At 67.3% G+C, this 25,525-nt stretch carries 23 protein-coding genes; 15 read left to right on the forward strand and 8 right to left on the reverse strand.

Annotated features, from left to right (window positions below):
• The first annotated feature begins 230 nt into the window (after positions 1–230).
• From KQH53_13045 to KQH53_13115, 15 genes are all read left to right on the forward strand, one after another.
• On the forward strand, positions 231–1,394 hold the full coding sequence (locus tag KQH53_13045) for an acyl-CoA dehydrogenase family protein (protein ID MCB2227597.1): 1,164 nt from the start codon (positions 231–233) through the stop codon (positions 1,392–1,394).
• A 2-nt stretch (positions 1,395–1,396) separates the two neighbouring features.
• Positions 1,397–2,278 (forward strand): 3-hydroxyacyl-CoA dehydrogenase family protein, encoded by an 882-nt coding sequence (locus KQH53_13050; GenBank protein ID MCB2227598.1) that lies wholly within the window; start codon positions 1,397–1,399, stop codon positions 2,276–2,278.
• An 18-nt stretch (positions 2,279–2,296) separates the two neighbouring features.
• Positions 2,297–3,475 carry an acetyl-CoA C-acetyltransferase gene (locus KQH53_13055; protein MCB2227599.1) on the forward strand — a complete coding sequence of 393 codons (1,179 nt, stop codon included), beginning with the start codon at positions 2,297–2,299 and terminating at the stop codon, positions 3,473–3,475.
• 57 nt (positions 3,476–3,532) lie between these two features.
• Positions 3,533–5,029 carry a long-chain fatty acid--CoA ligase gene (locus KQH53_13060; protein MCB2227600.1) on the forward strand — a complete coding sequence of 499 codons (1,497 nt, stop codon included), beginning with the start codon at positions 3,533–3,535 and terminating at the stop codon, positions 5,027–5,029.
• A 114-nt stretch (positions 5,030–5,143) separates the two neighbouring features.
• Positions 5,144–6,145 (forward strand): TRAP transporter substrate-binding protein DctP, encoded by a 1,002-nt coding sequence (gene dctP, locus KQH53_13065; GenBank protein ID MCB2227601.1) that lies wholly within the window; start codon positions 5,144–5,146, stop codon positions 6,143–6,145.
• Positions 6,146–6,278: 133 nt separating this feature from the next.
• Positions 6,279–6,794 (forward strand): TRAP transporter small permease subunit, encoded by a 516-nt coding sequence (locus tag KQH53_13070; GenBank protein MCB2227602.1) that lies wholly within the window; start codon positions 6,279–6,281, stop codon positions 6,792–6,794.
• A 4-nt stretch (positions 6,795–6,798) separates the two neighbouring features.
• Complete coding sequence (locus KQH53_13075) at positions 6,799–8,109, forward strand: TRAP transporter large permease subunit (GenBank protein ID MCB2227603.1); 1,311 nt, start codon at positions 6,799–6,801, stop codon at positions 8,107–8,109.
• On the forward strand, positions 8,099–9,505 hold the full coding sequence (locus tag KQH53_13080) for an FAD-binding protein (protein MCB2227604.1): 1,407 nt from the start codon (positions 8,099–8,101) through the stop codon (positions 9,503–9,505). The genes KQH53_13075 and KQH53_13080 overlap by 11 nt, the downstream gene beginning before the upstream one ends.
• Entirely contained in the window at positions 9,502–10,716 is a 1,215-nt protein-coding gene (locus KQH53_13085) for a (Fe-S)-binding protein (protein MCB2227605.1), read from the forward strand. Before KQH53_13080 ends, KQH53_13085 begins: the two co-directional genes overlap by 4 nt.
• 14 nt (positions 10,717–10,730) lie before the next feature.
• On the forward strand, positions 10,731–11,864 hold the full coding sequence (locus KQH53_13090; GenBank protein MCB2227606.1) for a Coenzyme F420 hydrogenase/dehydrogenase, beta subunit C-terminal domain: 1,134 nt from the start codon (positions 10,731–10,733) through the stop codon (positions 11,862–11,864).
• Positions 11,861–13,795, forward strand: a complete 1,935-nt coding sequence (locus KQH53_13095) for a 4Fe-4S binding protein (GenBank protein MCB2227607.1) — start codon at positions 11,861–11,863, stop codon at positions 13,793–13,795. The genes KQH53_13090 and KQH53_13095 overlap by 4 nt, the downstream gene beginning before the upstream one ends.
• A gap of 4 nt (positions 13,796–13,799) precedes the next feature.
• A complete protein-coding gene (locus KQH53_13100) occupies positions 13,800–14,417 on the forward strand; it encodes an indolepyruvate oxidoreductase subunit beta (GenBank protein MCB2227608.1) in 618 nt (205 codons plus the stop codon).
• 7 nt (positions 14,418–14,424) lie between these two features.
• On the forward strand, positions 14,425–15,657 hold the full coding sequence (locus tag KQH53_13105; protein ID MCB2227609.1) for a DUF2088 domain-containing protein: 1,233 nt from the start codon (positions 14,425–14,427) through the stop codon (positions 15,655–15,657).
• 8 nt (positions 15,658–15,665) lie between these two features.
• Entirely contained in the window at positions 15,666–16,445 is a 780-nt protein-coding gene (locus KQH53_13110; GenBank protein MCB2227610.1) for an enoyl-CoA hydratase/isomerase family protein, read from the forward strand.
• 20 nt (positions 16,446–16,465) lie between these two features.
• Positions 16,466–17,710, forward strand: coding sequence for an MFS transporter (locus KQH53_13115; protein MCB2227611.1), 1,245 nt, complete (start codon positions 16,466–16,468; stop codon positions 17,708–17,710).
• Between the two features lie 3 nt (positions 17,711–17,713).
• Here KQH53_13115 and trpA read toward each other — a convergent pair whose 3' ends face one another.
• The 8 genes from trpA to aroF all read right to left on the reverse strand — a co-directional run bounded on the left by trpA (position 17,714) and on the right by aroF (position 25,218).
• Positions 17,714–18,514, reverse strand: coding sequence for a tryptophan synthase subunit alpha (gene trpA / locus KQH53_13120; protein MCB2227612.1), 801 nt, complete (start codon positions 18,512–18,514; stop codon positions 17,714–17,716).
• On the reverse strand, positions 18,511–19,725 hold the full coding sequence (gene trpB, locus KQH53_13125) for a tryptophan synthase subunit beta (GenBank protein ID MCB2227613.1): 1,215 nt from the start codon (positions 19,723–19,725) through the stop codon (positions 18,511–18,513). The genes trpA and trpB overlap by 4 nt, the downstream gene beginning before the upstream one ends.
• On the reverse strand, positions 19,685–20,287 hold the full coding sequence (locus KQH53_13130) for a phosphoribosylanthranilate isomerase (GenBank protein ID MCB2227614.1): 603 nt from the start codon (positions 20,285–20,287) through the stop codon (positions 19,685–19,687). Before KQH53_13130 ends, trpB begins: the two co-directional genes overlap by 41 nt.
• Positions 20,288–20,289: 2 nt before the next feature.
• Positions 20,290–21,093 (reverse strand): indole-3-glycerol phosphate synthase TrpC, encoded by an 804-nt coding sequence (gene trpC / locus KQH53_13135; protein MCB2227615.1) that lies wholly within the window; start codon positions 21,091–21,093, stop codon positions 20,290–20,292.
• Positions 21,086–22,129 carry an anthranilate phosphoribosyltransferase gene (gene trpD / locus KQH53_13140; GenBank protein MCB2227616.1) on the reverse strand — a complete coding sequence of 348 codons (1,044 nt, stop codon included), beginning with the start codon at positions 22,127–22,129 and terminating at the stop codon, positions 21,086–21,088. Before trpD ends, trpC begins: the two co-directional genes overlap by 8 nt.
• Before the next feature lie 221 nt (positions 22,130–22,350).
• Positions 22,351–23,202, reverse strand: coding sequence for a prephenate dehydrogenase/arogenate dehydrogenase family protein (locus KQH53_13145; protein MCB2227617.1), 852 nt, complete (start codon positions 23,200–23,202; stop codon positions 22,351–22,353).
• Complete coding sequence (pheA, locus tag KQH53_13150) at positions 23,199–24,320, reverse strand: prephenate dehydratase (protein MCB2227618.1); 1,122 nt, start codon at positions 24,318–24,320, stop codon at positions 23,199–23,201. The genes KQH53_13145 and pheA overlap by 4 nt, the downstream gene beginning before the upstream one ends.
• A 13-nt stretch (positions 24,321–24,333) precedes the next feature.
• The gene (gene aroF / locus KQH53_13155; protein MCB2227619.1) at positions 24,334–25,218 is read right to left on the reverse strand and encodes a 3-deoxy-7-phosphoheptulonate synthase; all 885 of its coding nucleotides are present in this window, start codon (positions 25,216–25,218) and stop codon (positions 24,334–24,336) included.
• Positions 25,219–25,525: the final 307 nt, after the last annotated feature.

Genomic DNA, 25,525 nt, shown 5'->3' on the forward strand with positions numbered 1-25,525 from the left:
CACCCTCAGTAATATGTATAAATATTTCTACATACGTGCCCATCCGGCCTCTGCCAAGGCTTGCCCCACGCCGACACCGCAACTATTTTCCATATAGTTACCAAGGTTTAGCCGCCAGAGGCCACCATGGCACATCGTTTGCAAACTCTCAGTTCGGCTGTAAAGCGGGTTTATCCCAGCGCGGCCGCCATGCCGCCTTCCCCTCATATACTTAGAACTGGAGCTTTCAAGTGGACTTTGAAATCCCTGAAAATCTTCGCATGATGGTCGACACTGTCAGGCGTTTCGTTAAGCAGGACCTGGAACCCATCAGCCAGCAGGTTGAAGAGGAAGACCGCATCCCCGAGGAGATCGTGCAGACCATGCGCGAGCTGGGCCTGTTCGGACTGGCCACCAAAGAGCAGTACGGCGGCCTGGAGGTCGGCTGCCTGGGCGAGTGCCTGGTCTACGAGCAGCTCTCCACGGTCAACGCCTGCTTCCGCACCCGCATCGGCACCAACAACGGCATCGGCTCCCAGGGCATCGCCATCGACGGCACCGAGGAGCAACGCGAGAAGTACCTGCCCCCGCTGGCCTCCGGCGAGTGGATCGGCTGCTTCGCGCTCACCGAGCCCGAGGCCGGCTCCGACGCCTCCAACGTGCAGACCACCGCCGTGCTGGAAGGCGACTCCTGGGTGCTCAACGGCCGCAAGCACTTCATCACCAACGGCGACATCGCCGACTGCTCCACCGTCTTCGCCCTCACCGACCGCGCCAAAAAGGCCCGGGGCGGCATCACCGCCTTCGTGGTCGAGAAAACCGACCCCGGCTTCTTCGTGGGCACCATCGAGCGCAAGATGGGCATGCGCGGCTCACACACCTGCGAGCTGATTTTCGATAACTGCCGCATCCCCAAGGACCGGGTCATCGGCGGCGACGCCATGATCGGCCAGGGCTTCAAGACCGCCATGAAGACCCTGGACAAGGGCCGCCTGACCATGGGCGCCTCGGCCCTGGGCTCGGCCCAGAAGCTGCTTGACCTGTCAGTAGAGTACGCCCAGCAGCGGGTGCAGTTCGGCAAGCCCATCGCCGAGTTCCAGGCCATCCAGTTCATGCTGGCCGAGATGGCCACCCAGATCTACGCCGCCCGCCAGATGCTCTATCACGCCGCCTGGCTCCGCGACACCAAGGGCACTTCGGTGATCAAGGAAGCCTCCATGGTCAAGCTGTTCTGCACCCAGATGGCCAACCGCGTGGCCGACATGGCGGTGCAGGTGCACGGCGGCATGGGCTACATGAAGGACTTCCCGGTGGAGCGCTTCTACCGCGACCTTAGGCTCACCCGCATCTACGAGGGCACCGACGAGATCCAAAAGGTGGTCATCGCCCGCAACCTGCTCAAGGGAGGCAAGTAGCCATGGCGGTGAAGAACGTATTCATCGTGGGCTCGGGCCTCATGGGCAGCGGCATCGCCCAGGTCTGCGCCCAGGCCGGCCTGAACGCCACCCTGTGCGACGTGTCCCAGGAGCAGCTGGACAAGGCTGTAAAAAACATCTCCTGGTCCGCGGGCAAGCTCATCGAAAAGGGCAAGGTCCAGGGCACCCTGGACGAGGTAATGGGCCGTTTGTCCACTTCGGTGGACTACGCCCCGGCCGCCGAGGCCGACCTGGTCATGGAGGTGGTGTTCGAGAACCTGGCGGTCAAGCAGGAGGTCTACGCCAAGCTGAACGAGGTTATCGGTGACGATTCGCTGGTGGCCAGCAATACAAGCGCGATCCCCATCAGTGAGCTGGCCTCCAGCGTTAAAAATCCCGAGCGCTTCCTGGGCCTGCACTTCTTCTCGCCGGTGCCCATGATGCAGGCGGTGGAGGTGATCCGGGGCACCCTGACCTCGGACGAGGCCTTTGCCACGGGCCGCGAGTTCGCCCTGGCCATCGGCAAGGAGCCGATCATGGTCAACCGCGACGTGGCCGGCTTTGTCATCAACCGCATCAACTTCCCCTCCACCATGGAGGCCATGCGCCTGGTGGAAGCCGGGGTGGCCTCGGTGGAGGACATCGACAAGGGCCTGCGCCTGGCATCGGGCCGCAAGATGGGCATCTTCGAGACCGGCGACATGGTGGGACTGGACATCACCTTCGGCGCGCTGACCGCCATGTACAACGAGACCGGCGAAGAGCGCTGGTATCCCCCCCTGCTGCTCCGGCGCAAGGTGAAGGCCGGCCAGCTGGGCCGCAAGGCCGGGGTGGGTTGGTACCGCTACGACGACAAAGGCAACAAGCTCGGTCCGGCCGACTAGACAGAAAGAGTCACCAGCATGAAACAACCGGTCATCCTATCCGCCGCGCGCACCCCGGTGGGCCGCTTCGGCGGCACCCTCAAGGCGGTCACCGACAGCGACCTGGGCATCCTGGTTATCAAAGAGGCCATACAGCGGGCCGGCGTGGAGCCTTCCCAGGTGGACGAGGTCTGCCTGGCCCAGCAATATCGCACCGGCGTGCTGCCCCCCAACATCGCCCGGCCCATAGCGGTCAACGCGGGGCTGCCTATCGAAAAGCCCCAATACACCGTGTCCCACGCCTGCGGCGGGTCGCTCAAGACGGTGTTTTTGGCCGCTCAGGCCGTCAAGGCCGGCGACGCCGACCTAATGGTGGCCGGCGGGGTGGAGCATATGTCGGGCGCGGCCTACCTGGTGCCCACCAACCGCTGGGGCTCGCGTTTGGGCCACGCCAAGATGATCGACCAGCTGGTGCTCTACGATCCCTTGAGCAACAACACCATGGGCGAGACGGCCGAGAACGTGGCAGAGAAGTATTCGGTGAGCCGCGAGGACCAGGACGCCTTTGCCCTGGACTGCCAGCAAAAGACCAAGCGCGCTCTGGAAACGGGCGTTTTCAACGACGAGGTGGTGGCAGTGCCCATCCCGCAGCGCAAGGGCGAGCCCAAGCTCTTCGCGGTTGATGAGCACCCCCGGCCCCAGACCACGGCCGAGGACCTGGCCAAGCTGAAACCGGTGTTCCGCAAAGGCGGCTCGGTGACCGCCGGCAACTCCAGCGGCATGAACGACGGAGCCTCTGCGGTGGTGGTGGCCTCGGCCGAGCGGGCCCAAGAGCTGGGCACAAAGCCCCTGGCCGCCATCCTGGGCTACGCCACCGTGGGCGTGGAGCCCTCCCTCATGGGCATCGGCCCCATCGACGCCACCCGTCAGGTCTTGGCCAAGACCGGCCTGGCCCTGGGCGACATCGATCTGGTCGAGCTCAACGAGGCCTTTGCCAGCCAGTCCCTGGCCTGCATCCGCGAGCTGGGTCTGGACCAGGAAAAGGTCAACGTAAACGGAGGGGCCATCGCCCTGGGCCACCCCATCAGCGCCACCGGCGGGGTGATCCTCACCAAGCTCATCTATGAGATGAAACGCTCGCAAAAGGAGCTGGGTCTGGCAACCATGTGCGTGGGGGGCGGCATGGGCGTGGCCATTCTGATCAAAAATCTGGCTTAGTAATTTGGGGGCCTGGCCTCGCGGTCAGGCCCCCCACAGGGGTTAGAGGGGTTGCCCTTGAACATCGCCAAACTGCTTCGAGACACCGCACAGCGGGTGCCCCAGCGCCCGGCGGTCATCTTCGGTGACCGTTCCATTACCTACGCACAATACGACCAGATGAGCGACGCCCTGGCCTGGGGCCTCAAGGAGCAAGGTCTCGAACCCGGCCAGGTCTGTGTGCTCATGATGCCCAACTCCCTGGAGTGGGTCATCGCCTACTACGCCCTGGCCAAGCTGGGCGCGGCGGTGCTGCCGGTCAACTTCCTTTACCGCTCCGAAGAGCTCAAACACATCTTCAGCGACTCCGGGGCCCGGGCCTTCATCGGCCACGCCGACCACCTGAAGTATGCGGGGCCGGTGCTGGAGGAAATACCCCAGATCGACATCCGCGCGGTGGCGGGCGATTCTCCCGAGGGCTTTTTGCCCTTCGAGAGCCTGATGCGCGATAACGGCCCCTACCCCATTTATCCGAGCGACAACGACGACACCTGGGCCATCATCTACACCTCGGGCACCACCGGCCTGCCCAAGGGGGCCATGCTCAGCCACCACAACCTGGCCAGCAACGCTCAGATCATCTCGGACATGCGCTCCACGGACCGCGATGCCATCAGCCTGGGCGTGCTTCCCCTGTTCCACATTTTCGGCCAGACCTCAAGCCTCAACTCATCGGTGTACCTGGGCCTCACCCTGCGCCTGTGGGAGCACTTCGACCCGGACGAGACCTTCCGGGCCATAGAGGAGCTGGACAAGGCCATCCTCATCGCGGTGCCCACCATCTACAACCGCCTGGCCGAGATGGCCGTGAACCACCCGCCCAAGCGCTCGTGCTTGCAGTTCGCCATCTCCGGCGGGGCCTCCCTGCCGGTGGAGGTGCTCAGGCGCTTCGAAAAGGCCTACGGCGCCACCATCTACGAGGGCTACGGCCTCACCGAGTGCTCGCCGGTATGCGTGGAAAACCCTTACGGCAAGCCCACCAGGCCCGGCTCCATCGGGCGGCCCATCCCAGGCTTCCAGGCCCGCATCGTGGACGAGATGGACCAGGACGTGGCCAAGGGCGAGGTTGGCGAGCTGATCATCCAGGGCCCCGGCGTGATGAAGGGCTATCTGAATCAGCCCGCGGCCACGGCCGCGACGCTCAAGGGCGGCTGGCTGCACACCGGCGACATGGCCCGCCAGGACGACGACGACTACATCTACATCGTGGACCGCAAGAAAGAGATGATCATCCGGGGTGGCTACAACGTGTACCCCCGCGAGATCGAAGAGGTGCTCTACAAGCATCCGGCCGTGTTGGAAGCGGCGGTGCTGGGCGTGCCCCACGATGACCTGGGCGAAGAGATCGCCGCCATGGTCGCCCTGCGGCCCGGCGTGGAAGCCACCCCCGAGGAGATCCGCGACTTTGTCAAGGAACGGGTGGCTCCCTACAAATACCCCCGCATCGTGCGCTTGGTGGGCGAGCTGCCCAAGACTCACACCGGCAAGGTGCTAAAGAGGGCGATCACACTATAGGGGAACTTACGGGGCGCACGGGAGGCCCCGTTTTTTTAATGCCAAGAGAGAGGGATGTTTTTTAATAGCCGGGGGAGGGGTGCTTTCCTCCGGGGAAAAGGGAGAAAGAAGAACATGGCCCGTAAATTGTTTATGCTCGTCGCCTGCCTCGGCCTGTTGCTGACCGCCGGGATGGCCCAAGCCAAGACCCTCAAGTTCCAGTGCGTGTATCCCGAAACGGCCTACGCCGGCCAGACCACCAAGTTCTTCGCCGACAAGGTGAAGGAGCTGACCAAGGGCAAGCTGGCCGTGAAGGTCTTCTGGCCCGGCCAGCTGGTCAAGTCCCGCGAGGCCCTGGAGGCTCTCAAGTCCGGCATGATCGACGGCTACTCCGGCTCCTTCCTCTACTTCACCGGCGTCTTCCCCGAGGTCAACGTGCAGTGGCTGCCCTTCAACTGGTCCAGCCCGGCCGAGGCCATGGACATCCTGCGCAACAAGGGCTACGGCAAGGTCTTCGCCGAGGCCATGAGCAAGCTGGGAGTCACCTACCTGGGCTCCATCTCCGTGGCCACCATGGGCCTGATGACCAAGTTCCCGGTCAACAGCCTGGCCGACCTGGAGGGCAAGAAGATCCGCGCCTTCGGTCTTGAGGCCCTGATCGTGCAGGCCCTGGGCGGCGCCGCCGCGGCCATCCCCGGCGCCGAGCAGTACATGGCGCTGCAGCGCGGCACCGTGGACGGCACCGACTACCCCTGGTACACCCTGAAGAAGTACAAGCTCTACGAGGTGCTGGACTTCGTGAGCGATCCCGCCTTCCACACCCCGGGCATCATCGAGCTGGCCATCAACAGCAAGGTCATGGCCTCGCTGCCCGCCGACCAGCAGGAGGCGGTGAAGAAGGCCGCCACCATGGCCATGGACCGTTCCTTCGCCATGAGCCCCAAGTGGGACCAGGAAGCCATCGATTTCGCCAAGACCAAGAAGGTCAAGATCATCAAGCTCTCCGACGCCGAGCTTCTCAAGTGGCGCCAGAAGCTTATGCCGCTTTACGAGCAGAGCGCGGCCAAGTCGCCCTACTGCCGCAAGCTGGTGGACATCCTCAAGGAGAACCTGAAGGCCAAGGGCGTCAAGTTCTAACAAACCCCCGGCCGGCCGGGCGCCTTCGGGCCCCCGGCCGGCCTCCCTTCTCGCGGCCGGCCCGCGGGGCCACGGGATTGTGGGTCCCACAATAGCCCTGTCCCCCAGGTATCTGGTCCATCCGGGAGAGCTTATGCTGGCCTTTTCGCGCGCCGTGCGCGCCTTCAACTTGGCCATGGGGTTCATCGCCGCGCCCTTCATCGCGGTGGTGACCGCCGTGGTCCTCTACGAAGTCTTTGCCCGCTACTTTTTCCACGCCCCCACCACCTGGGCCCAGGAGGTGGGCGAATACTTCCTCTGCGGCCTGGTCATGTTCGGCAGCGGCTACACCCTGCGCCACTACGGCCACACCCGGGTGGACATTCTGCACGCCCGGATGAGCGACCGGTCCCGCGCCTGGCTCGAGATATTCGTGGCCTTCATCCTGGTCCTGGCCATGCTGCCCATCATCTGGTTCGGCACCAAGGTATCGGTGGAGGCCTTCATGGTGGGCGACGTCTCCTCGTCGGCGGCGGCCCTGCCCCTTTGGCCCGCCAAGGCCACCGTGCCCCTGGGCGCCATCTTCTTGCTGGTCCAGGGCATGGCCAACGCGGTGGACAACGCCAATTTCCTCTTAACCGGTCAAACCCCGCCACAGGGTCGAGAGTAAGCACATGGAAACCTGGCTGCTGACCCTGATCGTATTTTCCGTCCTGGTGGTCATGCTGGCCATCGGCATTCCCATCGCCTTTGCCATGCTGGCCATCGCCACGGTGGGCATCTACTTCACCTGGGGCCCCCCCGGCCTGTTGGTCCTGTTCAACACAGCCTACGCCGAGGGCACCAGTTACCTGCTCTTGGCCGTGCCTCTGTTCATATTCATGGCCAACATCCTCAAATTCTCGGGCCTGGCCGACAAGCTCTACGAGGTGGTCTATCGCTGGATGGGCGGCCTGCGGGGCGGCCTGGCCATGGGCACCGTGGTGATCTGTGCCATTTTCGCGGCCATGGCCGGCATCTCCAGCGTGGCCACCATCTCCATGGGGCTCATCGCCCTGCCCTCCATGCTGGCGCGCAAGTACGACAAGGTCATGGCGGTGGGCTGCATCAACGCGGGCGGCGCCCTGGGCATTCTCATCCCGCCCAGCATCCTGATGATCCTCTACGGCAACATGGCCGAGGTGAGCATCGGGCGGCTCTTCGCGGGCGGCATGTTGCCGGGCATCATGCTGGCGGCGATCTTCATCTGCTACATCGCCATCCGCTGTTTCTTCCAGAAGGACCTGGGGCCCGCGGTGAGCGAGCGCTACACCTGGCGCGACAAGTTCCGGGTGCTCAAGGGCGTGGTGCTGCCCATCGGCCTGGTGGTGCTGGTGCTGGGCGTGATCTACGCCGGAGTGGCCACCCCCACCGAGGCGGCGGGCGTGGGCGCGGGAGGCGCGGTGCTCACCGCGGCCATCCACCGCCAACTCACCTGGGACCGCTTCTGGCAGGCGCTCAAGGAAACCCTGAGCCTCACGGTGATGGTGTTCTGGATCATCATCGGCGCGGTGACCTTCACCACCTTCCTGGCCTTCGCGGGCATTCAGGACATGCTGCAAGAGGCCATCGTGGGCATGGATGTGAACCGCTGGGTGATCCTCATCGCCATTCAGTGCGTGTTCTTCGTGCTGGGCATGTTCCTGGACCCGGCGGGCATCATCCTGCTCACCACCCCCATCTTCGTGCCCATCATCAACCATCTCGGCTTCGACCCCCTGTGGTTCGGCGTGTTGTTCATCATCAACATGGAGATGGCCTACATCACCCCGCCCTTCGGCTTCAACCTGTTCATCCTCAAGAGCGTGGTGCCTCCCGAGGTGAGCATGAGCGACATCTACCGCTCGGTGGGGCCCTTTGTGCTCTTGCAGGCCCTGGCCCTGGCCATGGTCATGCTCTGGCCCGAGCTGGCCACCTGGCTGCCGGAGGTGATGGTTGCGAAGTAAAGGGGCCAAGCACGGCCTGGGCAAGGACCTGGCCCGCCTGCTGGGGCCAGGGGGCTACAGCACCGAACCGGCCGACCTCTTGGTCTACCGGGGCGACGCCATCAGCTACTTTGCCCAGGGCGAGCCCGACGCGGTGGCCCTGCCCAGCACCACCGCCCAGGCCGCGTCCCTGTTGGCCTACGCATCCTCCCAGGGGCTGCCCGTCACCCCCCGGGGCGCGGGCAGCGGCCTGAGCGGAGGATGCGCCCCCGTGGCCGGGGGCATCGTGGTGGACACCAAGCGCATGAACCGGGTGCTGGAGATAAACCGGGGCAACCTCACCGCCCGGGTGGAGGCGGGCCTGGTGCTGGAGCGCTTCCAGAACACGGTGGAGGCCCAGGGCCTGTTCTATCCGCCCGACCCCCAGAGCAAGACCGTGTGCACCCTGGGAGGCAACGTGGCCACCCGGGCGGGCGGCCCCCGCGCGGTGAAATACGGCACCACGGGCAGCTATCTGCTGGGCCTGGAGGCGGTCTTGCCCTCGGGCGAAGTGATCGCCGCGGGCAGTTCCTGCGTCAAGCACTCGGCGGGCTACGACCTGACCCACCTGTTGGCCGGCTCCGAGGGCACCCTGGCCCTCATCACCCAGGCCACCCTGCGCCTGCTGCCCCGCCCGGCCGAGCGCTGCACCGCCCTGGCGGTGTGCGCCACCATGGAGCAGGCGGCGGCCATCGTAGCCCAGACCATCGCCGCCGGGGTGGTGCCCTCCATGCTGGAGCTACTCACCACCGCCTCCCTGGCCGTGTTCAACAAATTCGTCTCTCCGCCCCTGCCCCAGGATGGCGAGGCCTGCCTGCTCATGGAGTTCGACGGCGGCCCCGGCGAAGCGGTGCGCGCGGCCCGCGAGATGGCCCAGGCCTGCCGCGACCTGGGGGCATCCGAGGTGCGGGTGGTGGAGGACCCCGAGACCGCGGCCGTCTACTGGTCGGTGCGGGCCCGGCTCTACCCCCTGGTGGTCAGCCAGCTCAAGCGCCTGGTCACCGAGGACATCACCGTGCCCCGCGACCGCATCCCCGAGTTCGTGCACCGGGCCCTGGCCATCGGCAAGGAGCTGGACCTCTCGGTGGGCATGACCGGCCACGCCGGGGACGGCAACATGCACCCCAGCTTTCGTCTGACCGACATCACCACCGAGGTGGAGGAGCGGGTGCGCCAGGCCGTGGCCCGGCTGATCAAGGCGGGCCTGGAGCTGGGCGGGGTGATCAGCGGAGAACACGGGGTGGGCCTGCACAAATCCCAGTTCCTGGAATGGGAGCTGGGCAAGGAGCAGATCGCCCTGATGAAGCGCATCAAGCAGGCCTTCGACCCCGGCGGCATCATGAACCCGGGTAAGATCTGGCCCCCGGAGGCGGCGTGACCATGCACGGCTTGGAACAATACCGCGAGCTGATGGCCAAGTGTTCCTCCTGCGGCTTTTGCCAGGCCTCCTGTCCGGTGTTCGGCTCGGACCTGTTCGAGACGCACACGGCGCGCGGCCGTTTGCGGGTGATCCAGGCCGCCCTCATGGACCACACCCTGCCCGTGGACAAGCGGGTCAGGGAGATCGTGGGGCGCTGCCTGCTGTGCACCACCTGCAACCGCACCTGCCCCGGCGGCCTGCCCCTGGACGAAATCACCATCACCGCGCGCGGCCTGCTGCGCGAGAGCGGCCCCAGCGCGGCCATTAAACGCGGCCTGCAACGCAAGATGATGGACCAGCGGGGCGACCTAGGCTCTCTGGGCAAGGTGAGCAAGCTGGCCAAGCTCCTGGGCCTGGCCCCGGAGGCCCTGCCCTCCCCGGCCCCCCGACCCTTCCTGGCTGATCGCCCGGAGCTTATCCCGGCCCAGGGCGAGACCCGCGCCCGGGTGGCCTGGCTGGTGGGCTGCGCGGCCAACGCCTTTCAGGACGACACCGCGCGGGCGGTGCTGGCCGCCCTGAGCGCCCAGGGCGTGGAGGTGCTCCTGCCGCCTGGCCTGGGTTGCTGCGGCCTGCCTGCCCTGGCCGCCGGCGAGGTGGAGGCGGCCACGGAGATGGCCGCGCGCAACCTGGCCGTGCTGGCGGGCCTGGAGGTGGACGCGGTGATCACCGAGTGCACCTCCTGCCTGCTCATGCTGCGCCACAAGAACCCGCGCCTGTTCGACGCCCAGAGCCGGGAAGGACTCGCCGCCGCCCAAGTGGCGGCCAAGGCCAGCGAGGCCGGAGCCTTCCTGAAGAGCCTGGGATTGCGTGACTCCCCATCCGCCCGCGAGATAACCTACACCTGGCACCAGCCCTGCCACGCGGGCCACGACGACGGATTTATGCCCGAGGTGCTGAGCCTGCTGGCCCAGGTGCCCGGAGCCCGCTATCTGCCCTTGGACAACCCCACTGCCTGCTGCGGGGCGGGCGGCGACTTTTTCCTGCGCGATCCCGAGCTTTCCCAAGGGGTGCGCGCGGCCAAGCTGGACGACATTGCCCAAAGCGGAGCCGAGGTGGTGCTAACGCCCTGCCCCGCCTGCCGCCACTACCTGGGCCTGGCCCTGGGCCGCCAGAGGGTGCTGCACCCCCTGGCCCTGCTATCCGAAGACCAAGCCACAGACCAGCCCTAGCACGGGAAGCAAGCATGAATACGCGAGGACCGAGACAACTGTTAAGCGAAGTGCAACAAGCAGGGCTGTGCGTGGGATGCGGCTCCTGCGTGGAGCTGTGTCCCTACTTCCGCAGCCACGGCGGCAAGACGGTCATGTTGCATGACTGCGACCTGAGCGAAGGCCGTTGCCACGCCTGGTGCCCCAAGACCGAGCTGGACCTTGAGTCCCTGGCCCAGGCCCTGTGGGGCGAAGCCTACGCGCCCGCCGGGGTGGGGCCCTGTCTTTCCGTGGCCGCGGCCCAGGCAGGACCGGCCCTGGGCGAAGGAGTCTATCAAGGCGGCGGGGTGGTCTCCGCCCTGGCCGCCGCAGCTTTGGAACTGGGCATGGTGGATGGAGTGGTGCTCACCGGCGGGGAGGCCTTGGAGCCCACACCCATCGTGGCCCGCAACCTGGCCGAGATCAAGGCCTGCACCGGTTCCAAATTCGCCGCCGCGCCCACCCTGGCCGCGTTAAACCGAACCCAGGCCGCTGGCGGCGAGCGCCTGGGCGTGGTAGCCACTCCCTGCCAAGGCGCGGCCCTGGCCCAGCGCGGCCTCAAGCCCGTCAATCAAGAGGCGCCTACCAATCCGGCTGACTTGGTGCTAGGCCTGTTCTGCAACTGGGCCTTGGACCCGCGCGGCCTGGCCGCCTTCCTGGCCTCGCGGGTGGAGCTGAAGCGCATCCGCTCCATGGACATCCCGCCGCCCCCGGCCGGGGTGCTGGTGGTGCGCACCGACCACGAGACCCTGGAAATACCCCTGGACGAGATTCGCGGCCTGGTGCCGCCGGGCTGCGCCATCTGCCCGGACATGACCTCCGAGTGGGCCGACCTCTCGGTGGGCATGTTCGAGGGCCGCCCCGGCTGGAACACCCTGATCGTGCGTAGCGAGAAGGGCCGCGATCTGGCCGAGGCCGCGCTGGAGCGCGGCTGGCTGGTGCTGGAGGAAATGCCCAAAAGCAACTGGGAGCACCTGGACGGAGCCGCCCAAGGCAAGCGCCTGCGCGGCCTGCGCGCGGCCAACCAGCAGGGGCTCCTGGGCACGGCCGACGACCCCGAACCCAAGGCCCTTCGGGTGGGAGCACAACTCATGGCCCAGATCGAAAAGGCCACGGGAGAAGAAGCATGAGCAACTTGGATATGACCCCGGGCCAGCGCCACACGGTCATGGGCAACCAGGCCATCTGCCGGGGAGCCCTGGAGGCCGGAGTGCGGGTGGTGGCCGGCTATCCCGGCACGCCCTCCTCGGAGATTATCGAGAACCTGGCTCGGGCGGCCGATGAATACGGCCTCTACGTGGAATGGTCGGTCAACGAAAAGGTTTCGCTGGAGGTGGCGGCGGCCGGCTCCCTGGCCGGGATGCGCTCCCTGTGCGCCATGAAGCAGAACGGGGTCAACGTGGCCTCGGACTTCCTGCTCCACCTGGCCGGTTCGGGAGTGCGGGCGGGCATGGTCCTGGTTCACTGCGACGACCCCGGCGCCCTCTCCAGCGTCAACGAAGGCGAGTCGCGCCATTTCGCGCGCATGTTGGAGCTGCCTCAGCTGGAGCCCGGCGATTTCCAGGAAGCCAAGGACATGACCAAGTGGGCCTTCGAGCTCTCCGAGGAGCTCGGCCAGGTGGTCATGCTGCGCAGCGTCACCCGCCTGTCCCACGCCAGCGGCGGGGTGGTGGCCGGCCCCCTGCCTCAGGGCGAAGCCAAGGCCCGCTTCGAGCACCACGGCACCCTGCTGGACACCAACCGAGGCCCGGTCTCCTCGGCCCCGGTGAGCGTCAAGCACGCCCGCCAGCAGGAGAAGCTGGCCCGCGCGGTGGAGCTGTTCGAACAGTCGCCCTTCAACACCTATCAGGGTCCGGAAGAGCCCGAGCTTTTGGTGATCACCTCCAGCATCTGCCAGCTCTACGTAAAGGAGGCCCTGGCCATGCTGGACGCGGCCGGCCGGGTGGGCGTGCTCAAGCTGGGTACAACCTGGCCCCTGCCCCCCAAGCTCATCCAAAAGAACCTCCAGCGCTGTGGGCGCATCATGGTGGTGGAAGAGGTGATCCCCTTCCTGGAGGAGAACCTCAAGATACTGGCCGCCGAGATGGCCGCAGAGGTGGGGCCCAAAGAGTTCCTGGCCAAGCGCGAGGGCTACATCCCCTCCACCGGCGAACTGAACCCCGACCTGGTGGCCGAGGCCTTGGCCCGGGCCCTGGATATCCAATACCAGCCTAGGCCCGCCGAGTACGCGGCCCTGGCCCAGGCCGCCGCTCCGTCCACTGATTCCCCCCGCGAGCTGGCCTTCTGCCCCGGCTGCCCCCACCGCGCCTCTTTCTGGTCGCTCAAGAACGCCTTGGCCCTGGACGGCCGCGACGGCTTCATCTGCGGCGACATCGGCTGCTATGCCATGGGCGCGCGGCCTTCCAACTACGGCATCCTCAAGACCCTGCACGCCATGGGGTCGGGAACCGGCCTGGCCTCTGGCTTCGGCCAGCTGGGCCGCTTCGGCATGGACCAGCCGGTGATGGCGGTGTCGGGCGACAGCACCTTCTATCACGCGGTCATCCCGGCTCTGATCAACGCGGTGCACCAGCGCTCGCCAATGAGCCTGGTGGTGCTGGACAACAGCGGCACGGCCATGACCGGCTTCCAGCCTCATCCCGGCACCCAGAACAATGCCATGGGCCAGCCCGTGCCGCCGGTGGACCTGGAGGCCGTCTGCCGCACCTTGGGGGCCGAGGTCACGGTGTGCGATCCCTTCGACCTGGAGGCCACCCGCGAGGCGGCGCTCAAAATGCTGGCCGATCAGAGCAAGGCCAAGGTGCTCATCCTGCGCCAGCTCTGCGCGCTCAGCCCGGAGCGCAAGGGCAAGAAGCTCTACGACGTGCAGGTCGACCCGGACAAGTGCCTGGGCGGCCAATGCGGGTGCAACCGCTTCTGCACCCGGGCCTTCGGTTGCCCGGGGCTCACCTGGGAGCGCGAGACCGGACGCGCCAGCATCGACGAGGTGATCTGCGCCGGATGCGGGGTTTGCGCCTCGGTGTGCCCGGCCGGAGCCATTACCAAGACGGAGAGGGGTTAAGGCCATGGCGGTTGAACTGAAACACGACCCCTACAACCTGATCATTACCGGGGTGGGCGGCCAAGGCAACGTGCTGGCCTCGCGTATGCTGGGCAGCGTGCTCACCAGCCAGGGCCTTTGGGTCACCATCGGCGAGACCTTCGGCGCTTCCCAGCGGGGCGGCTCGGTGATGAGCCATTTGCGCTTGTCCCAACAAGGCTCCTGGTCACCCCAGATACCCTCAGGCCAGGCGCACATGGTGCTGGCCTTGGAGCCCCTGGAGGCGCTCAGGGTGTTGCTTAAATACGGCAACCCCGGGAGCCAGGCCATTGTAAACGACCGGCCGGTCCTGCCCTACGCGGCCATCACCGGCAAGGCGCCCTACCCCGACACCGGCGAGATGCGCGAGCAGCTGGCCAAGCTCACCGCCAGGGCCTGGACCATCCCGGCCACCAAGACCGCTCTGGAGCTGGGCGCGCCCATCTACGCCAACATCATCATGCTGGGCGCCCTGGCCTCCCTGGGCGAGCTGCCCATGAACCGCGACGACTTCGAGCGCGAGCTCACGCGCAGCCTGGGCCCGGCCAAGGTGCCCCGCAACCTGGAGGCCTTTGACCTGGGCGCGTCCATGGTGGCGGCTTGAGGCGGGCATGAAGCTCTCCCTCCCCCAGCGCCTGTGGTACGGCAACGGCTCGCTGGATATCGAGCTGCCCGATCACTGGGACACCCGGGTCTGCCCCATGCGCGGGGCCGACGAGCCACCGCTGAGCGAGGAGCAGATCGCCGATGCCCTGGCCCGGCCGGTGGGCTCGCCGCCCCTGGCCGAGCTGGCCCAGGGCAAGCGCTCGGCGGTGATCATCTTCGACGATATGACCCGCCCCACCCGGGTGGAGCAGTTCGCGCCGCTGATCATCGAGGACATGCTGGCCGCTGGAATACCCGAGGAGAACATCAGCTTCGTCTGTGCCCTGGGTTGCCACGGCGCGCTGAGCTTCAACGAGCTGCGCAAGAAGCTGGGGCCAAAGCTGGTGGAGCGCTTCCGGGTGTTCAACCACAACTGCTATGAGAACTGTCTGGAGCTGGGCCGCACCAGCCGGGGCACTCCGGTGTCCATCAACCGGGCGGTGATGGAGGCCGAGCTCAAGGTGGCCCTGAGCTGCGTGACCGCCCATCCCTATGCCGGCTACTCCGGCGGCGGCAAGATACTCATGCCCGGAGTGGCCCACATCGACACCATCGCCCATCACCACAACCAGGTGATGGCCATGGCGCCGGAAAGCATCGGCCTGGGCAAGTTCGCGGGCAACCTGATGCGCGCCGATCTGGACGAGGCCGCCGCCATGGTGGGCCTGGATTTCTCGGTGAACGTGCTGGTGAACCAGCGGGGCCAAGCCGCCGCGGTGGTGGCCGGAGACATGCTGGCCTCCCACGCCAAGGCGGTGGAGCTGGCCGCCCCCTGGTACGCCACCAGGCCCAAGCCCGTTGACCAGGACCTGATCATCGCCAACGCTTTTGTAAAGGCCAACGAGATGCCCATCGCCGTGGCCCTGGGCCGGGCCGCGCTCAAGCCGGCAGGCGGTACGGTGGTGGTCATCGCCGATGCGCCCGAGGGCCAGGTGGTGCACTATCTCCTGGGCCGCTTCGGGCCCAGCCACGGCGGCCGCAAGTATCCGGTGCGCCCCCTGGGGCCGGAGCTGGAGCTGATAATCATGGCTCCCCATCTGGACCGCACCTTTGGCGATTGGTTCGCCAACCCCGAGGTCATCACCTTCACCCGCGACTGGCCCTCCACCCTGGCTCTCCTGGAGGCCAGGCACGGAGCGGGTTCCCGGGTGGCGGTGCTGCCCGACGCCACCATGCAATACTTCTCTTCCCAGTTCTGAGGTGCCTTATGAGCGACCTGGTTCTTTGCGAAATCAATGACAACATCGCCACGGTGAGCCTGAACAATCCCCCGGTGAACCCCCTGACCATGCCGGTGCGCGAGGCCCTGCGCGACGTGTTCCTGGAGCTGGAGGCAGCCAGCGACGACATCCGGGCGGTGGTGCTCACCGGCGGGGGCGACAAGGCCTTCGCCGCCGGGGCCGACGTAAAGGCCTTCCTGGGGCTCACCCCGGAAACCGCCCGCCCCCGTCTGGAGAAGACCCACGGCATCTTTTCCCTGGTGGAGAACTTCCGCTGGCCGGTCATCGCGGCCATCCACGGCTTCTGCCTGGGGGGCGGCCTGGAGCTGGCTCTTTGCTGCGACATCCGCTATGCTTCCGAGGATGCCGTCCTGGGGTTCCCCGAAGTAAACCTGTCCATCTTCCCGGGCAACGGCGGCATGGCTCGCGGCCTGTATTATCTGGGGCTGGGGCGCTTCAAGGAACTTGTCTACACCGGGCGGCGCATCAACGCGGCCGAGGCCTATGAATACGGCCTGGTGGAGAAGGTGGTGCCCCAGGGCGAGGTGTTGGGCGCGGCCCAGGAGCTGGCCAAAAGCATCGCCAAGCGGGGTCCCCTGGGCGTGGCTGCGGCCAAGAAAGTCATCAACCGCAACCGGGACTTGGTCCTGGCCGAGTCGTTGCAAGTGGAGACCGAGGCTTGGGCATCCCTGACCAACAGCGAGGACATGCAGGAGGGGGCCAAGGCCTTCGTGGAAAAGCGCAAGCCGCGATACCGCTGCCGGTGAGTCCCGGCCCGGAGAACCCATTGGCCGGGCCGTCCGCGCGGCGGCCCTTATTCTACGGCTGGTTTGTGGTGGCGATGGCCTTCCTGGCCAACTTCGCCTCCGCGGCCAGCCAGTTCTATGCCTTCAACGCCTTCATGCTGCCCCTGTGCGAGGCGCGGGGCTGGACCAGGGCCGACATCAACCTGGCCCCCATCATCGGCTATGGCTGCGGCCTGGCCGGGCAATACCTTTTTGGCACCGTGATCCACAGGGTGGGCCCCCGCCGCTTCATTACCGCGGGTGCCCTGGTTTCGGCCACCGCCTTCACCTGCCTGGGCCAAGTAGACACCCTGGGCATGTTCTATCTGGCCTACACCATGGTCATCATAGGCAACGCGGCCATGGCCAACCTGGTGGCCAACACGGCGGTGTCCAACTGGTTCGTGCGCTACCGGGGCCGTGCCCTGGGCATGGCCACCAGCGGCCTCACCCTATCCGGGGTGATCATCCCCTTCGCGGCCCACCATCTGCTGCACGCCTACGGCCTGGGCCACGCCTTCCTCTTCATCGGCATCGGCATCGGCTGCCTGTCGCCCCTGGCCTGGCTGGTGGTGCGCGATTCCCCGGAATCCAAGGGCCTCTGGCCCGACGGCCGCCCGCCGGAGCGCGGCGATGGGGCCGCCCTACCCTCGGCCATGGCCGTGTGCTCCGTGCCGGTGAAGGGCCTGATACAGACCGGCCGCTTCTGGCGGGTGGGCCTGGCCTACGGCCTGGCCAGCGCCGGGGTCTTCGCGGTGGTTTTCCAGCTCGGCCCCCGCTTCCAGGACCTAGGCTACACCGGCAACACGGCCATGCTTCTGGTCACCTGCGCGGCCATTGCCGGCACCTGCGGCAAGTTCACCTGGGGCTTCATGTGCGACCGCTTCGAACCCAGCCGCCTGGCGGCCATCATGTTCTGCGTGGTGGGCCTCGGCCAGGTCATGGGGCTCATCGCCAGCGGCCCCATAACCGTGGGCCTGTTCATCGTCATCTTCGGCTTCGGCATGGGCGGGGTGATGTCTACCTTCCCCATCATGACCGCCTGGTGCTTCGGCCGCAGCGGCTTCGCCTCGGTGTTTCGGGTGCTGGCCCTGTTCCTCTCCCTGCAAGCCGTGGGCTACGTGGCCATGGGCCAGTCCTTCCGGCTCACCGGGTCCTACGACGCGGCCTACCTGGTGTTCATCTTCGTCGACCTTGCCGCCGCGGCCATGGTCTTCGGGGTGAAGCCGCTGGAAGACGCGGTCTAGGCCCTAGCGCACCAGGGCCCCGCGCAGCTGAGCGGCCAGCTCACTGAGCGAGCCCACCGCCTCGGCCGGGCCCTCGGCCTCCTGCACCCGCCGCACCAGGGCGCTGCCCACCACCACGCCGTCGGCCACCGGGGCCAGGGCCGCGGCCTGGGCCGGAGTGGCCACGCCGAAACCCACCGCCACGGGCAGCGAGGAGGTGGCCCGCACTCGCTGCATGGCGGCCAGGCGCTCGGTTCCCAGCTCCAGGTCCGAGCCGGTCACCCCGTCCATGGACACGTAGTAGAGGAAGCCCTTGCCCGCCTCCAGGATGCGCTCCAGGCGCGCGGGCGGGGTGCCGGGCGCGGCCATGAACACCGGGGCCAGGCCGTATTTATCGCAAGCCTCCAGCCAGTCGTCCGCCTCCTCTGGTGTCAGGTCCGGGATAATCACCCCGCTGATGCCCGCCTCGGCGGCCCGCTGGGCGAACCCCACATAGCCCAGTGCCAGCACCGGGTTCACGTAGGTCATGGCCACCAGGGCGGCATCCACCTTGCCCGCGATGGCGCCCACCGCCTCCAGCACGTTGCTTGGCGTGGCCCCGGCCTCCAGGGCGGCTTGGCTGGCCTGCTGAATGGTGGGGCCGTCGGCCAAGGGATCGGAGAAGGGGATGCCCACCTCGATAACCTCGGAGCCCAGGCCGTCCAGGGCCATGATCAGCTCCCCGCAGGTGCCGTGGTCCGGGAAGCCTCCGGTCACGTAGGGCACGAAAGCGGCCCGTCCGGCCTCGGCCGCGTTGGCGAACTGTTCGCGCAGGTCCTTGCTCATTTCTGTTTCTCCAGATAGGCGGCCACCTGGGACACATCCTTGTCGCCCCGGCCGGATAGGCACACCAGAATAATGTCGTCCTTGGCGTAGCGCGGGGCCAGCTCCCTCAGGTGAGCCAGGGCGTGGGAGCTCTCCAGGGCGGGGATGATGCCCTCCAGCCGCGCCAGGTCCATGAAGGCCTGCACCGCTTGGGTGTCGTCCACCGTGGCGTAGGTCACCCGCTTGATATCCTTGAGATGGCTGTGCTCCGGCCCCACCCCGGGGTAGTCCAGGCCCGCGGCCATGGAATAGGCCTCGATGATCTGGCCGTGGGGGTCTTGCAGCAAGTACAGGTAAGCCCCGTGCAGCACGCCGGGCTTGCCCGCGCTCAGGCTGGCCGAGTGCTCACCGCTGTCCAGGCCATAGCCCGCCGCTTCCACGCCGATGAGGTCGATGGGGTCGTCCAGGAGGGGATGGAACAGGCCGATGGCGTTGGAGCCCGCGCCCACGCAGGCCACCGCCGCCTTGGGCAGCTTGCCCTCGCGCTCCAGCAGCTGGGCCCGAGCCTCCTTGCCGATCACCGACTGGAAGGTGCGCACCAGCAGAGGATAGGGATGCGGCCCCACCACCGAGCCGATGATGTAGTGGGTGTCCTTCACGTTGGTCACCCAGTCGCGGATGGCCTGCGTGGTGGCGTCCTTCAACGAGCGGCTCCCGCTGGTCACCGGCTCCACCGTGGCCCCCAGCATGCGCATGCGGGTCACGTTGAGCGCCTGGCGCTCCATGTCCAGGGTGCCCATGTAGACCATGCACTCCAGGCCCATGAGCGCGGCCACCGTGGCCGTGGCCACCCCGTGCTGCCCGGCCCCGGTCTCGGCGATTATGCGCTTTTTGCCCATGCGCTTGGCCAAGAGCACCTGGCCCAGGGCGTTGTTAATCTTGTGGGCCCCGGTGTGGGTCAGGTCCTCGCGCTTCAGGAAGATGCGCCCTCCCCCCAGCTCGCGGCTCAGGTTCTTGGCCTCGTAGAGCGGGGTGGGCCGCCCGGCGTAGTTGGCCAAGAGATCCTCCAGCTCCGCGTGGAAGGATGGATCCTGCTGGGCGGCCAGGTAGGCGGCGTGCAGCTCCTCCAGGGCTGGCATGAGGTTTTCGGGCACATAGCGCCCGCCGTAGGGCCCGAAGTGGCCCCGCTCGTCAGGCAGCGGCCCGAGCGAGGAAGCTTGCGATGAGCTCATGGTCCTTCTTGCCTTTCTCGATTTCCACGCCGCTGGAAACGTCCACGGCGAAGGGTTGCACTTGGGCGATGGCCGAGGCCACGTTGTCCGGGTTCAGGCCCCCGGCCAGGATGATGGGCCGCCGGGCGGCCACGGGCTTGGCCAGGGACCAGTCAAAGGCCTGGCCCGTGCCTCCGGCCTGGGACGGGTCGTGGGTGTCCAGAAGCAGATGGCAGCCGGGATAGGCCACGGGATCGGGCTCGCGGCCCGGCCCTACCTTGAGGGCCTTGATCACGCGGGGCCCCAGGGAGGCGGCCTCGGCCTCGCTTTCCTCGCCGTGGAGCTGCACCCAGTCCAGGCCGCAATAGGCGCGCAGCTCGGCCACCTCCCGGGGCGGGGCGTCCACGAACACCCCCACCGTGGCCACCAGGGGCGGCAGGGCGGCGATGATGGCGCGGGCCTGGTCCGGGGCCACCTGCCGGGAGCTGTGGGCCAAGACGAAGCCCAAGGCCGAGGCCCCCGCCGCGCAGGCCGCCAAGGCGTCGGGCAGGTTGGTGATGCCGCAGACCTTCACTCGGGTCATGCCTAGGCCTCCACCAGGGCTCGCAGCGTTTTGGACGGGTCCGGGGCCTGCATCAGGCTGGTGCCCACCAAAAATGCGTCGAGCCCGCCTTCGCGCAGCAGGCGGACCTGGGCTGGCGCGCTGATGCCGCTCTCGGCCACCACCGTCACCTCGGGCGGGATGAGCCGCCGAAGCTCCAGGCTGGTCTCCAGGCGCACGGCCAGGGTCTTGAGGTTGCGGTTGTTGATGCCAACCAGGCGCGGCTCCAGGGCCAAGACCGGCTCCAGCTCGGCCTCGGCGTGCACCTCCAGAAGCACGTCCAGGCCCAGCTCGCGGGCCAGGCCGTAGAGCTCGGCCAGCTGGGCGGGCTCCAGCGCGGCGGCGATAAGGAGCACCGCGTCCGCCCCGGCCGCGCGGGCCCGGAGGATTTGGGCCGGGTCGATGATGAAGTCCTTGCGCAGCACCGGCAGGGGCACCGCTGCGCGGGCGTCGCTCAGATCCTCCAGGCAGCCGCCGAAAAAGAGCGCATCGGTGAGCACCGACAGGGCCGAAGCCCCGCCCTGGGCGTAGTCCCGGGCCCGGCTCTCCACGTCGCCGCCCGGGTCCAGCTCGCCCCGCGAGGGGGAGCGCCGCTTGATCTCCGCGATCACCGGCACCTGGGCGCAGGCGCGCAAGGCGGCCAGGAAGCCTCGGGGCGGCGGGGCGTCCAGAGCCGCGGCCTTGAGCTCCTGGGGCGAGGTCGTGGCCTTGAGCGCGGCCACCTCCTGGCGCTTGTTGCCCAGGATGCGGGCCAGCACACCCAGGTCGCTCTTGCCCCGCTCAGGCATTGACCGCCTGCTTTTGCTGGCCCTGGGCGAATGCCACCAGCGCCTCCAGCTTGGCCAGGGCCGCGCCCGAGTCGATGATTTCGGCGGCCAGGGTCACGCCCTGCTCCAGGTCCGGGGCCCGCCCGGCGGCCACCAAGGCGGCGGCCGCGTTCATGAGCACCATGTCCCGCTTGGGACCGGGCTCGCCCTTCAGCACGGCCAGGGTGTGCGCCCGGCACTGGTCCACCGTGCCCCCGGCCACGTCCTGGTTGGACGCCCTCCCCAGGCCGAACTGCTCTGGCGTGATCTCCATGGTCTCCACCGCGCCTTCCTTGAGCCGGGCCATGAAGGTCGCGCCGGTCACCGTAATCTCATCCATGCCGTCGCCGTGCACCACGTAGGCGTTATTCACCCCCAGGCGGCCCAGCACATGGGCCAGGGGCTCCGCCAGGGCCTGGTCGTAGACCCCCACCACCAATACGTTGGCCCCGGCCGGGTTGGTCAGCGGGCCCAGCAGGTTGAACACGGTGCGCAGCCCCACCTCGCGGCGGGGGCCGATGGCGTGCTTCATGGCCCCATGCAGGGCGGGCGCGAACAAGAAGCCCACCCCCACTTCGTCGATGCAGGCGGCAATCTGCTCGGGGGTGAGGTCCAGGGGCACGCCCAGGGACTCCAGCAAGTCGGCCGCGCCGCAGGAGCTGCTGATGGCCCGGTTACCGTGCTTGGCCACCTTGAGCCCCGCCCCGGCCACCACAAAGGCGGTGGTGGTGGAGACGTTGAAAGTGCCGGCCCCGTCGCCGCCGGTGCCCACGGTGTCCACCAGCACCTCGCCCTCGGCCAGGGCCCGACAGGCCACGGGCGTGGCCTTGTCGCGCATCACCCGGGCCGCCCCCGCGATCTCGGCCAGGCATTCGCCCTTCATGCGCAGCGCCACCAAAAAGGCCCCGATCTGAGCCGGGGTGGCCTGGCCCTCCATGATCTGCTCCATGGCCGCGATCATCTGCTCTTCGCTCAGGTCTTGCCCGCTTACCGCCAGGGCGATGGCTTCCTGAATCATGTCTTGTCTCCCCTAACGAAACCCCAAAAAAAGAACCGGGGCCGTGAACTCTCTGGTCCACGGCCCCGGTTAAGGTCTTATCGTCTGAGCCTAGCGCACTGACGCGGGTGGACCACTCCTGTCCTCGTACCACCACCAATAACGCCAGCAGGTCGCAAACATGTCTTTAGGCTCCTCGCTCAAAAATTGTATACAAAAATTACTCCCAAACGAAGCCCGCGTCAAGCGCATATTGCGGGCGCGCCGCCCTTTATGAAAGCGCCCACCTCTTCCATGGTCTTGACCAGGGCGCCCCGGTCGCTGCCTTCCAGGGCGCTGATCAGCCCGTCCAGGCCGCGTTGCAGGGTGCGGGCCGCGTCCAGGCCGTCGGGGTTGTTGAGCGCCAGGTCGGCGTAGAGCTCGGCGGGTTGGCCGCTCTGGCGGCAGAGCAGGCCCAAGAGCTCCTGGAACCAGGGCCCGGAGATCTCGCCGTCGTCCTTGGGGTGGAAGCCCATCTGCATCAGGCTCCAGCCGAAGGCGTAGAGCATCAGGTGCCTGAGAGTCTGCACCTGGCCCATGAGCCGGTCGTGGCGCTCCGGGGACATGACCACGGCCCGCGCGCCCTGTTGGCTCAGGAAGCGGCGCAGCCAGGCCAGCCAACGGCGGCCGCGTCCCTCGGAGAGGAACACGATCTGCCCCTCCAGGGAGGGAGCGCCCGGCCCAAACAGGGGATGGGCCCCCACCACCTCGCCCCGGGCATGGGCCAACATGCTGGCCATGGGCTTTTGCTTGAGCGAGGTGATGTCCACCACCACCCCCTCCGGGTCGGTGTGCGGGCCGATGGCACGCATCACCTCGTCCACCGCGTGCACCGGCACCGCCAGGATGATCATGTTGCAGGCGCGCACGAACTCCGGGGTTACCGGCTCGCCCTTGCTGTCGGCCACCAGCACCCGGCCCACCGCCGGCTCCAGCAGGGCCTTGAGCCAGGCGCCCATGCGCCCTTGCCCACCGATGATGCCCACGCTGAGCCGGCCCGCCGGGAGGGGTGCGGGCGGCTGCCTAAAGCCGCTAAAGTCAGCCTCCGAGTTCATGAGCACAGCTCCCCGGCCGGGAAGGAGCCCAATACCTTGAGCTGCTCCACCTGGCTCTGCAAGGCGGTGAGGGCGTCGGCCACCTCCGGGTCCTCGCGGTGGCCCATCAGGTCCACGAAGAAGGCGTATTCCCAGGGGCGGTCCTTGGTGGGCCTCGATTCGATGCGGGTAAGGTTGATGCCCCGCCGGGCCAGCTCGCCCAGGGCCTGGTGCAGCGAGCCGGGCTGGTGGGAGGCCATGAACACCACGGAAGTCTTGTCCTGCCCGCAGGAGGGGGCGTCGTGCTTGCCCACCACCACGAAGCGGGTGGCGTTGTGGCAGTAGTCCTGGATGCCCTCGGCCAGCACCTTGAGGCCGTAGGGCTCCGCCGCGGCCAGGGCCCCCACTGCCGCCGAACCGGGATTTTCAGCGGCTTTGCGGGCGGCGGCGGCGGTGCTGGCCGTCTCCATCAGGTGCGCCTTGGGCAAGTGGTTGGACAGCCACTGGCGGCACTGGCCCAGGGCCTGGGGATGGGAGTAGACCTCCTCGATGTACTCCAGCTCATCCTCGATGCTCATCAGCACGTGGCTCACCGGAGCGTACACCTCGCCGCAGACCTTGAGGCCCGAGGTCATCAGCTGGTCCAGGGCCGCGTTCACCGCACCCTCGCCGGAGTTTTCCACCGGCACCAGGCCCACCGAGCAGTCTCCCCGCTCCACCTCGCGGAACACCTCGCCGATGCTGGCCAGGGCCTTTAGCTGGCTGCTGTGGCCGAAGTGCTTGAGCGCCGCCTGATGGCTGAAGGTGAACTCGGGGCCCAGGTAGGCCACGGACAAGGGATTTTGCACCTCGCGGCAGGCGGAAATGATCTCGCGGAATATGTTGCGCAGATAGGCGTCGGGCAGAGGCCCACGGTTGCTCTGGCTCAGGCGGGAAAGCAGGTCGATCTCCCGCTCGGGCACGAACACGGGCAGACCGGCGGCCCGCTTGTGGCGGCCGATCTCCAGGGCGTGGCGGGCGCGCTGGCCCAAGAGATCCACCAGGCGCTGGTCGATCTCGTCGATCTGGCCGCGCAGCTCATCGATGTTGTTCTGGCTGTGCTCGTTAAGCGGCAAAACCTGGCCGGGCATGGTGTTCATGGCTCGTATCTCCTCAGCAGGCGGACCAGGCCGAACGCAGAGCGCTCATGGCCTTGAGCTCGGTCATCAGGTCCTTGAAGTCGGCCGGGGTGAGCGACTGGTCGCCGTCGCACATGGCGGTGTCGGGCTTGCAGTGCATCTCCACCATGATGCCGTCCGCGCCCACGGCCAGGGAGGCCCGGGCCAGAGGCTTCACGTAGCGCCGGTTGCCCACCGCGTGGCTGGGGTCCACCACCACCGGGAGATGGGTGGACTCCTTGAGCACGCACACCGCGCTCAGGTCCAGGGTGTTGCGGGTGGCGGTCTCGAAGGTGCGGATGCCCCGCTCGCAGAGGATCACTTGGTTGTTGCCCCCGGCCAGGATGTACTCCGCGGCCATGAGGAACTCCTTGATGGTGGTCATAAGGCCGCGCTTCAAGAGCACCGGCTTGCGCGCCTGGCCCACCCGCTTGAGCAGGCAGAAGTTCTGCACGTTGCGCGCGCCCACCTGGATCACGTCGGCGTAGGACTCCACCAAATCCACGTCCGCGGTGTCCATCACCTCGGTGACCACGGGCAGGCCGGTGATGCGGCGCGCCTGGGCCAATAGCTCCAGCCCCTCGGCGCCCAGGCCCTGGAAGCTGTAGGGCGAGGTGCGCGGCTTGTAGGCGCCGCCCCGGATGACGGTGGCGCCGTATTTGTGGGCGAAACGGGCGGTGCAGATCATCTGCTCCGCGTTCTCCACCGAGCAGGGCCCCGCGATCACCGTGAAACCTCCGCCGCCGATGGTGGCCGAACCGGCGTGCACCACGGTGTCCTCGGCCTTGGCCTCGCGGCTCACCAGCAGGGCCTCGGGTTTGAGCTTATGGGCCACCGCCTCGGCGGTGACTGCCTCTTGGCTCTCCGTTACGCTGATCATCTCACTGACTCCCGGCATTTTCTTTATCCCTTGTCTTGTTGCCTGGGTCCCGCCTTCCCCGCCCGGAGCCAAAAAGAAAGGCCATGGGCGACTCTTGCGGTCTGCCCATGGCCTTGGTTGCTTTCGCTTGGTTCAGCCTAGTTCGGCTTATCCCTCCTCGGCACGCGAGCAGACGGTGGTAAAGTAATAAAAATAAAAATAGAAGGCGCCGGAGCTAAACTGCCCCGCGCTCTGGAAGGATATGTCGCGTCTGCTCGTGTTCATATCTCTTGTCTTTCACCGGCCCACTTGGTGCCGATGCTGCCAA

The sequence above is a fragment of the Desulfarculaceae bacterium genome (assembly GCA_020444545.1).
Classification (GTDB): domain Bacteria; phylum Desulfobacterota; class Desulfarculia; order Desulfarculales; family Desulfarculaceae; genus Desulfoferula.

Coding starts and splice junctions, on each gene's coding strand:
- KQH53_13055 (MCB2227599.1), top strand. CDS start 2,297: ATGAAACAACCGGTCATCCTATCCGCCGCGCGCACCCCGGTGGGCCGC.
- trpC (MCB2227615.1), bottom strand. CDS start 21,093: ATGCCTGAGCGGGGCAAGAGCGACCTGGGTGTGCTGGCCCGCATCCTG.
- KQH53_13075 (MCB2227603.1), top strand. CDS start 6,799: ATGGAAACCTGGCTGCTGACCCTGATCGTATTTTCCGTCCTGGTGGTC.
- KQH53_13145 (MCB2227617.1), bottom strand. CDS start 23,202: ATGAACTCGGAGGCTGACTTTAGCGGCTTTAGGCAGCCGCCCGCACCC.
- trpD (MCB2227616.1), bottom strand. CDS start 22,129: ATGATTCAGGAAGCCATCGCCCTGGCGGTAAGCGGGCAAGACCTGAGC.
- pheA (MCB2227618.1), bottom strand. CDS start 24,320: ATGAACACCATGCCCGGCCAGGTTTTGCCGCTTAACGAGCACAGCCAG.
- KQH53_13070 (MCB2227602.1), top strand. CDS start 6,279: ATGCTGGCCTTTTCGCGCGCCGTGCGCGCCTTCAACTTGGCCATGGGG.
- trpA (MCB2227612.1), bottom strand. CDS start 18,514: ATGAGCAAGGACCTGCGCGAACAGTTCGCCAACGCGGCCGAGGCCGGA.
- dctP (MCB2227601.1), top strand. CDS start 5,144: ATGGCCCGTAAATTGTTTATGCTCGTCGCCTGCCTCGGCCTGTTGCTG.
- KQH53_13095 (MCB2227607.1), top strand. CDS start 11,861: ATGAGCAACTTGGATATGACCCCGGGCCAGCGCCACACGGTCATGGGC.
- KQH53_13105 (MCB2227609.1), top strand. CDS start 14,425: ATGAAGCTCTCCCTCCCCCAGCGCCTGTGGTACGGCAACGGCTCGCTG.
- KQH53_13100 (MCB2227608.1), top strand. CDS start 13,800: ATGGCGGTTGAACTGAAACACGACCCCTACAACCTGATCATTACCGGG.
- KQH53_13050 (MCB2227598.1), top strand. CDS start 1,397: ATGGCGGTGAAGAACGTATTCATCGTGGGCTCGGGCCTCATGGGCAGC.
- KQH53_13130 (MCB2227614.1), bottom strand. CDS start 20,287: ATGACCCGAGTGAAGGTCTGCGGCATCACCAACCTGCCCGACGCCTTG.
- KQH53_13110 (MCB2227610.1), top strand. CDS start 15,666: ATGAGCGACCTGGTTCTTTGCGAAATCAATGACAACATCGCCACGGTG.
- aroF (MCB2227619.1), bottom strand. CDS start 25,218: ATGATCAGCGTAACGGAGAGCCAAGAGGCAGTCACCGCCGAGGCGGTG.
- KQH53_13090 (MCB2227606.1), top strand. CDS start 10,731: ATGAATACGCGAGGACCGAGACAACTGTTAAGCGAAGTGCAACAAGCA.
- trpB (MCB2227613.1), bottom strand. CDS start 19,725: ATGAGCTCATCGCAAGCTTCCTCGCTCGGGCCGCTGCCTGACGAGCGG.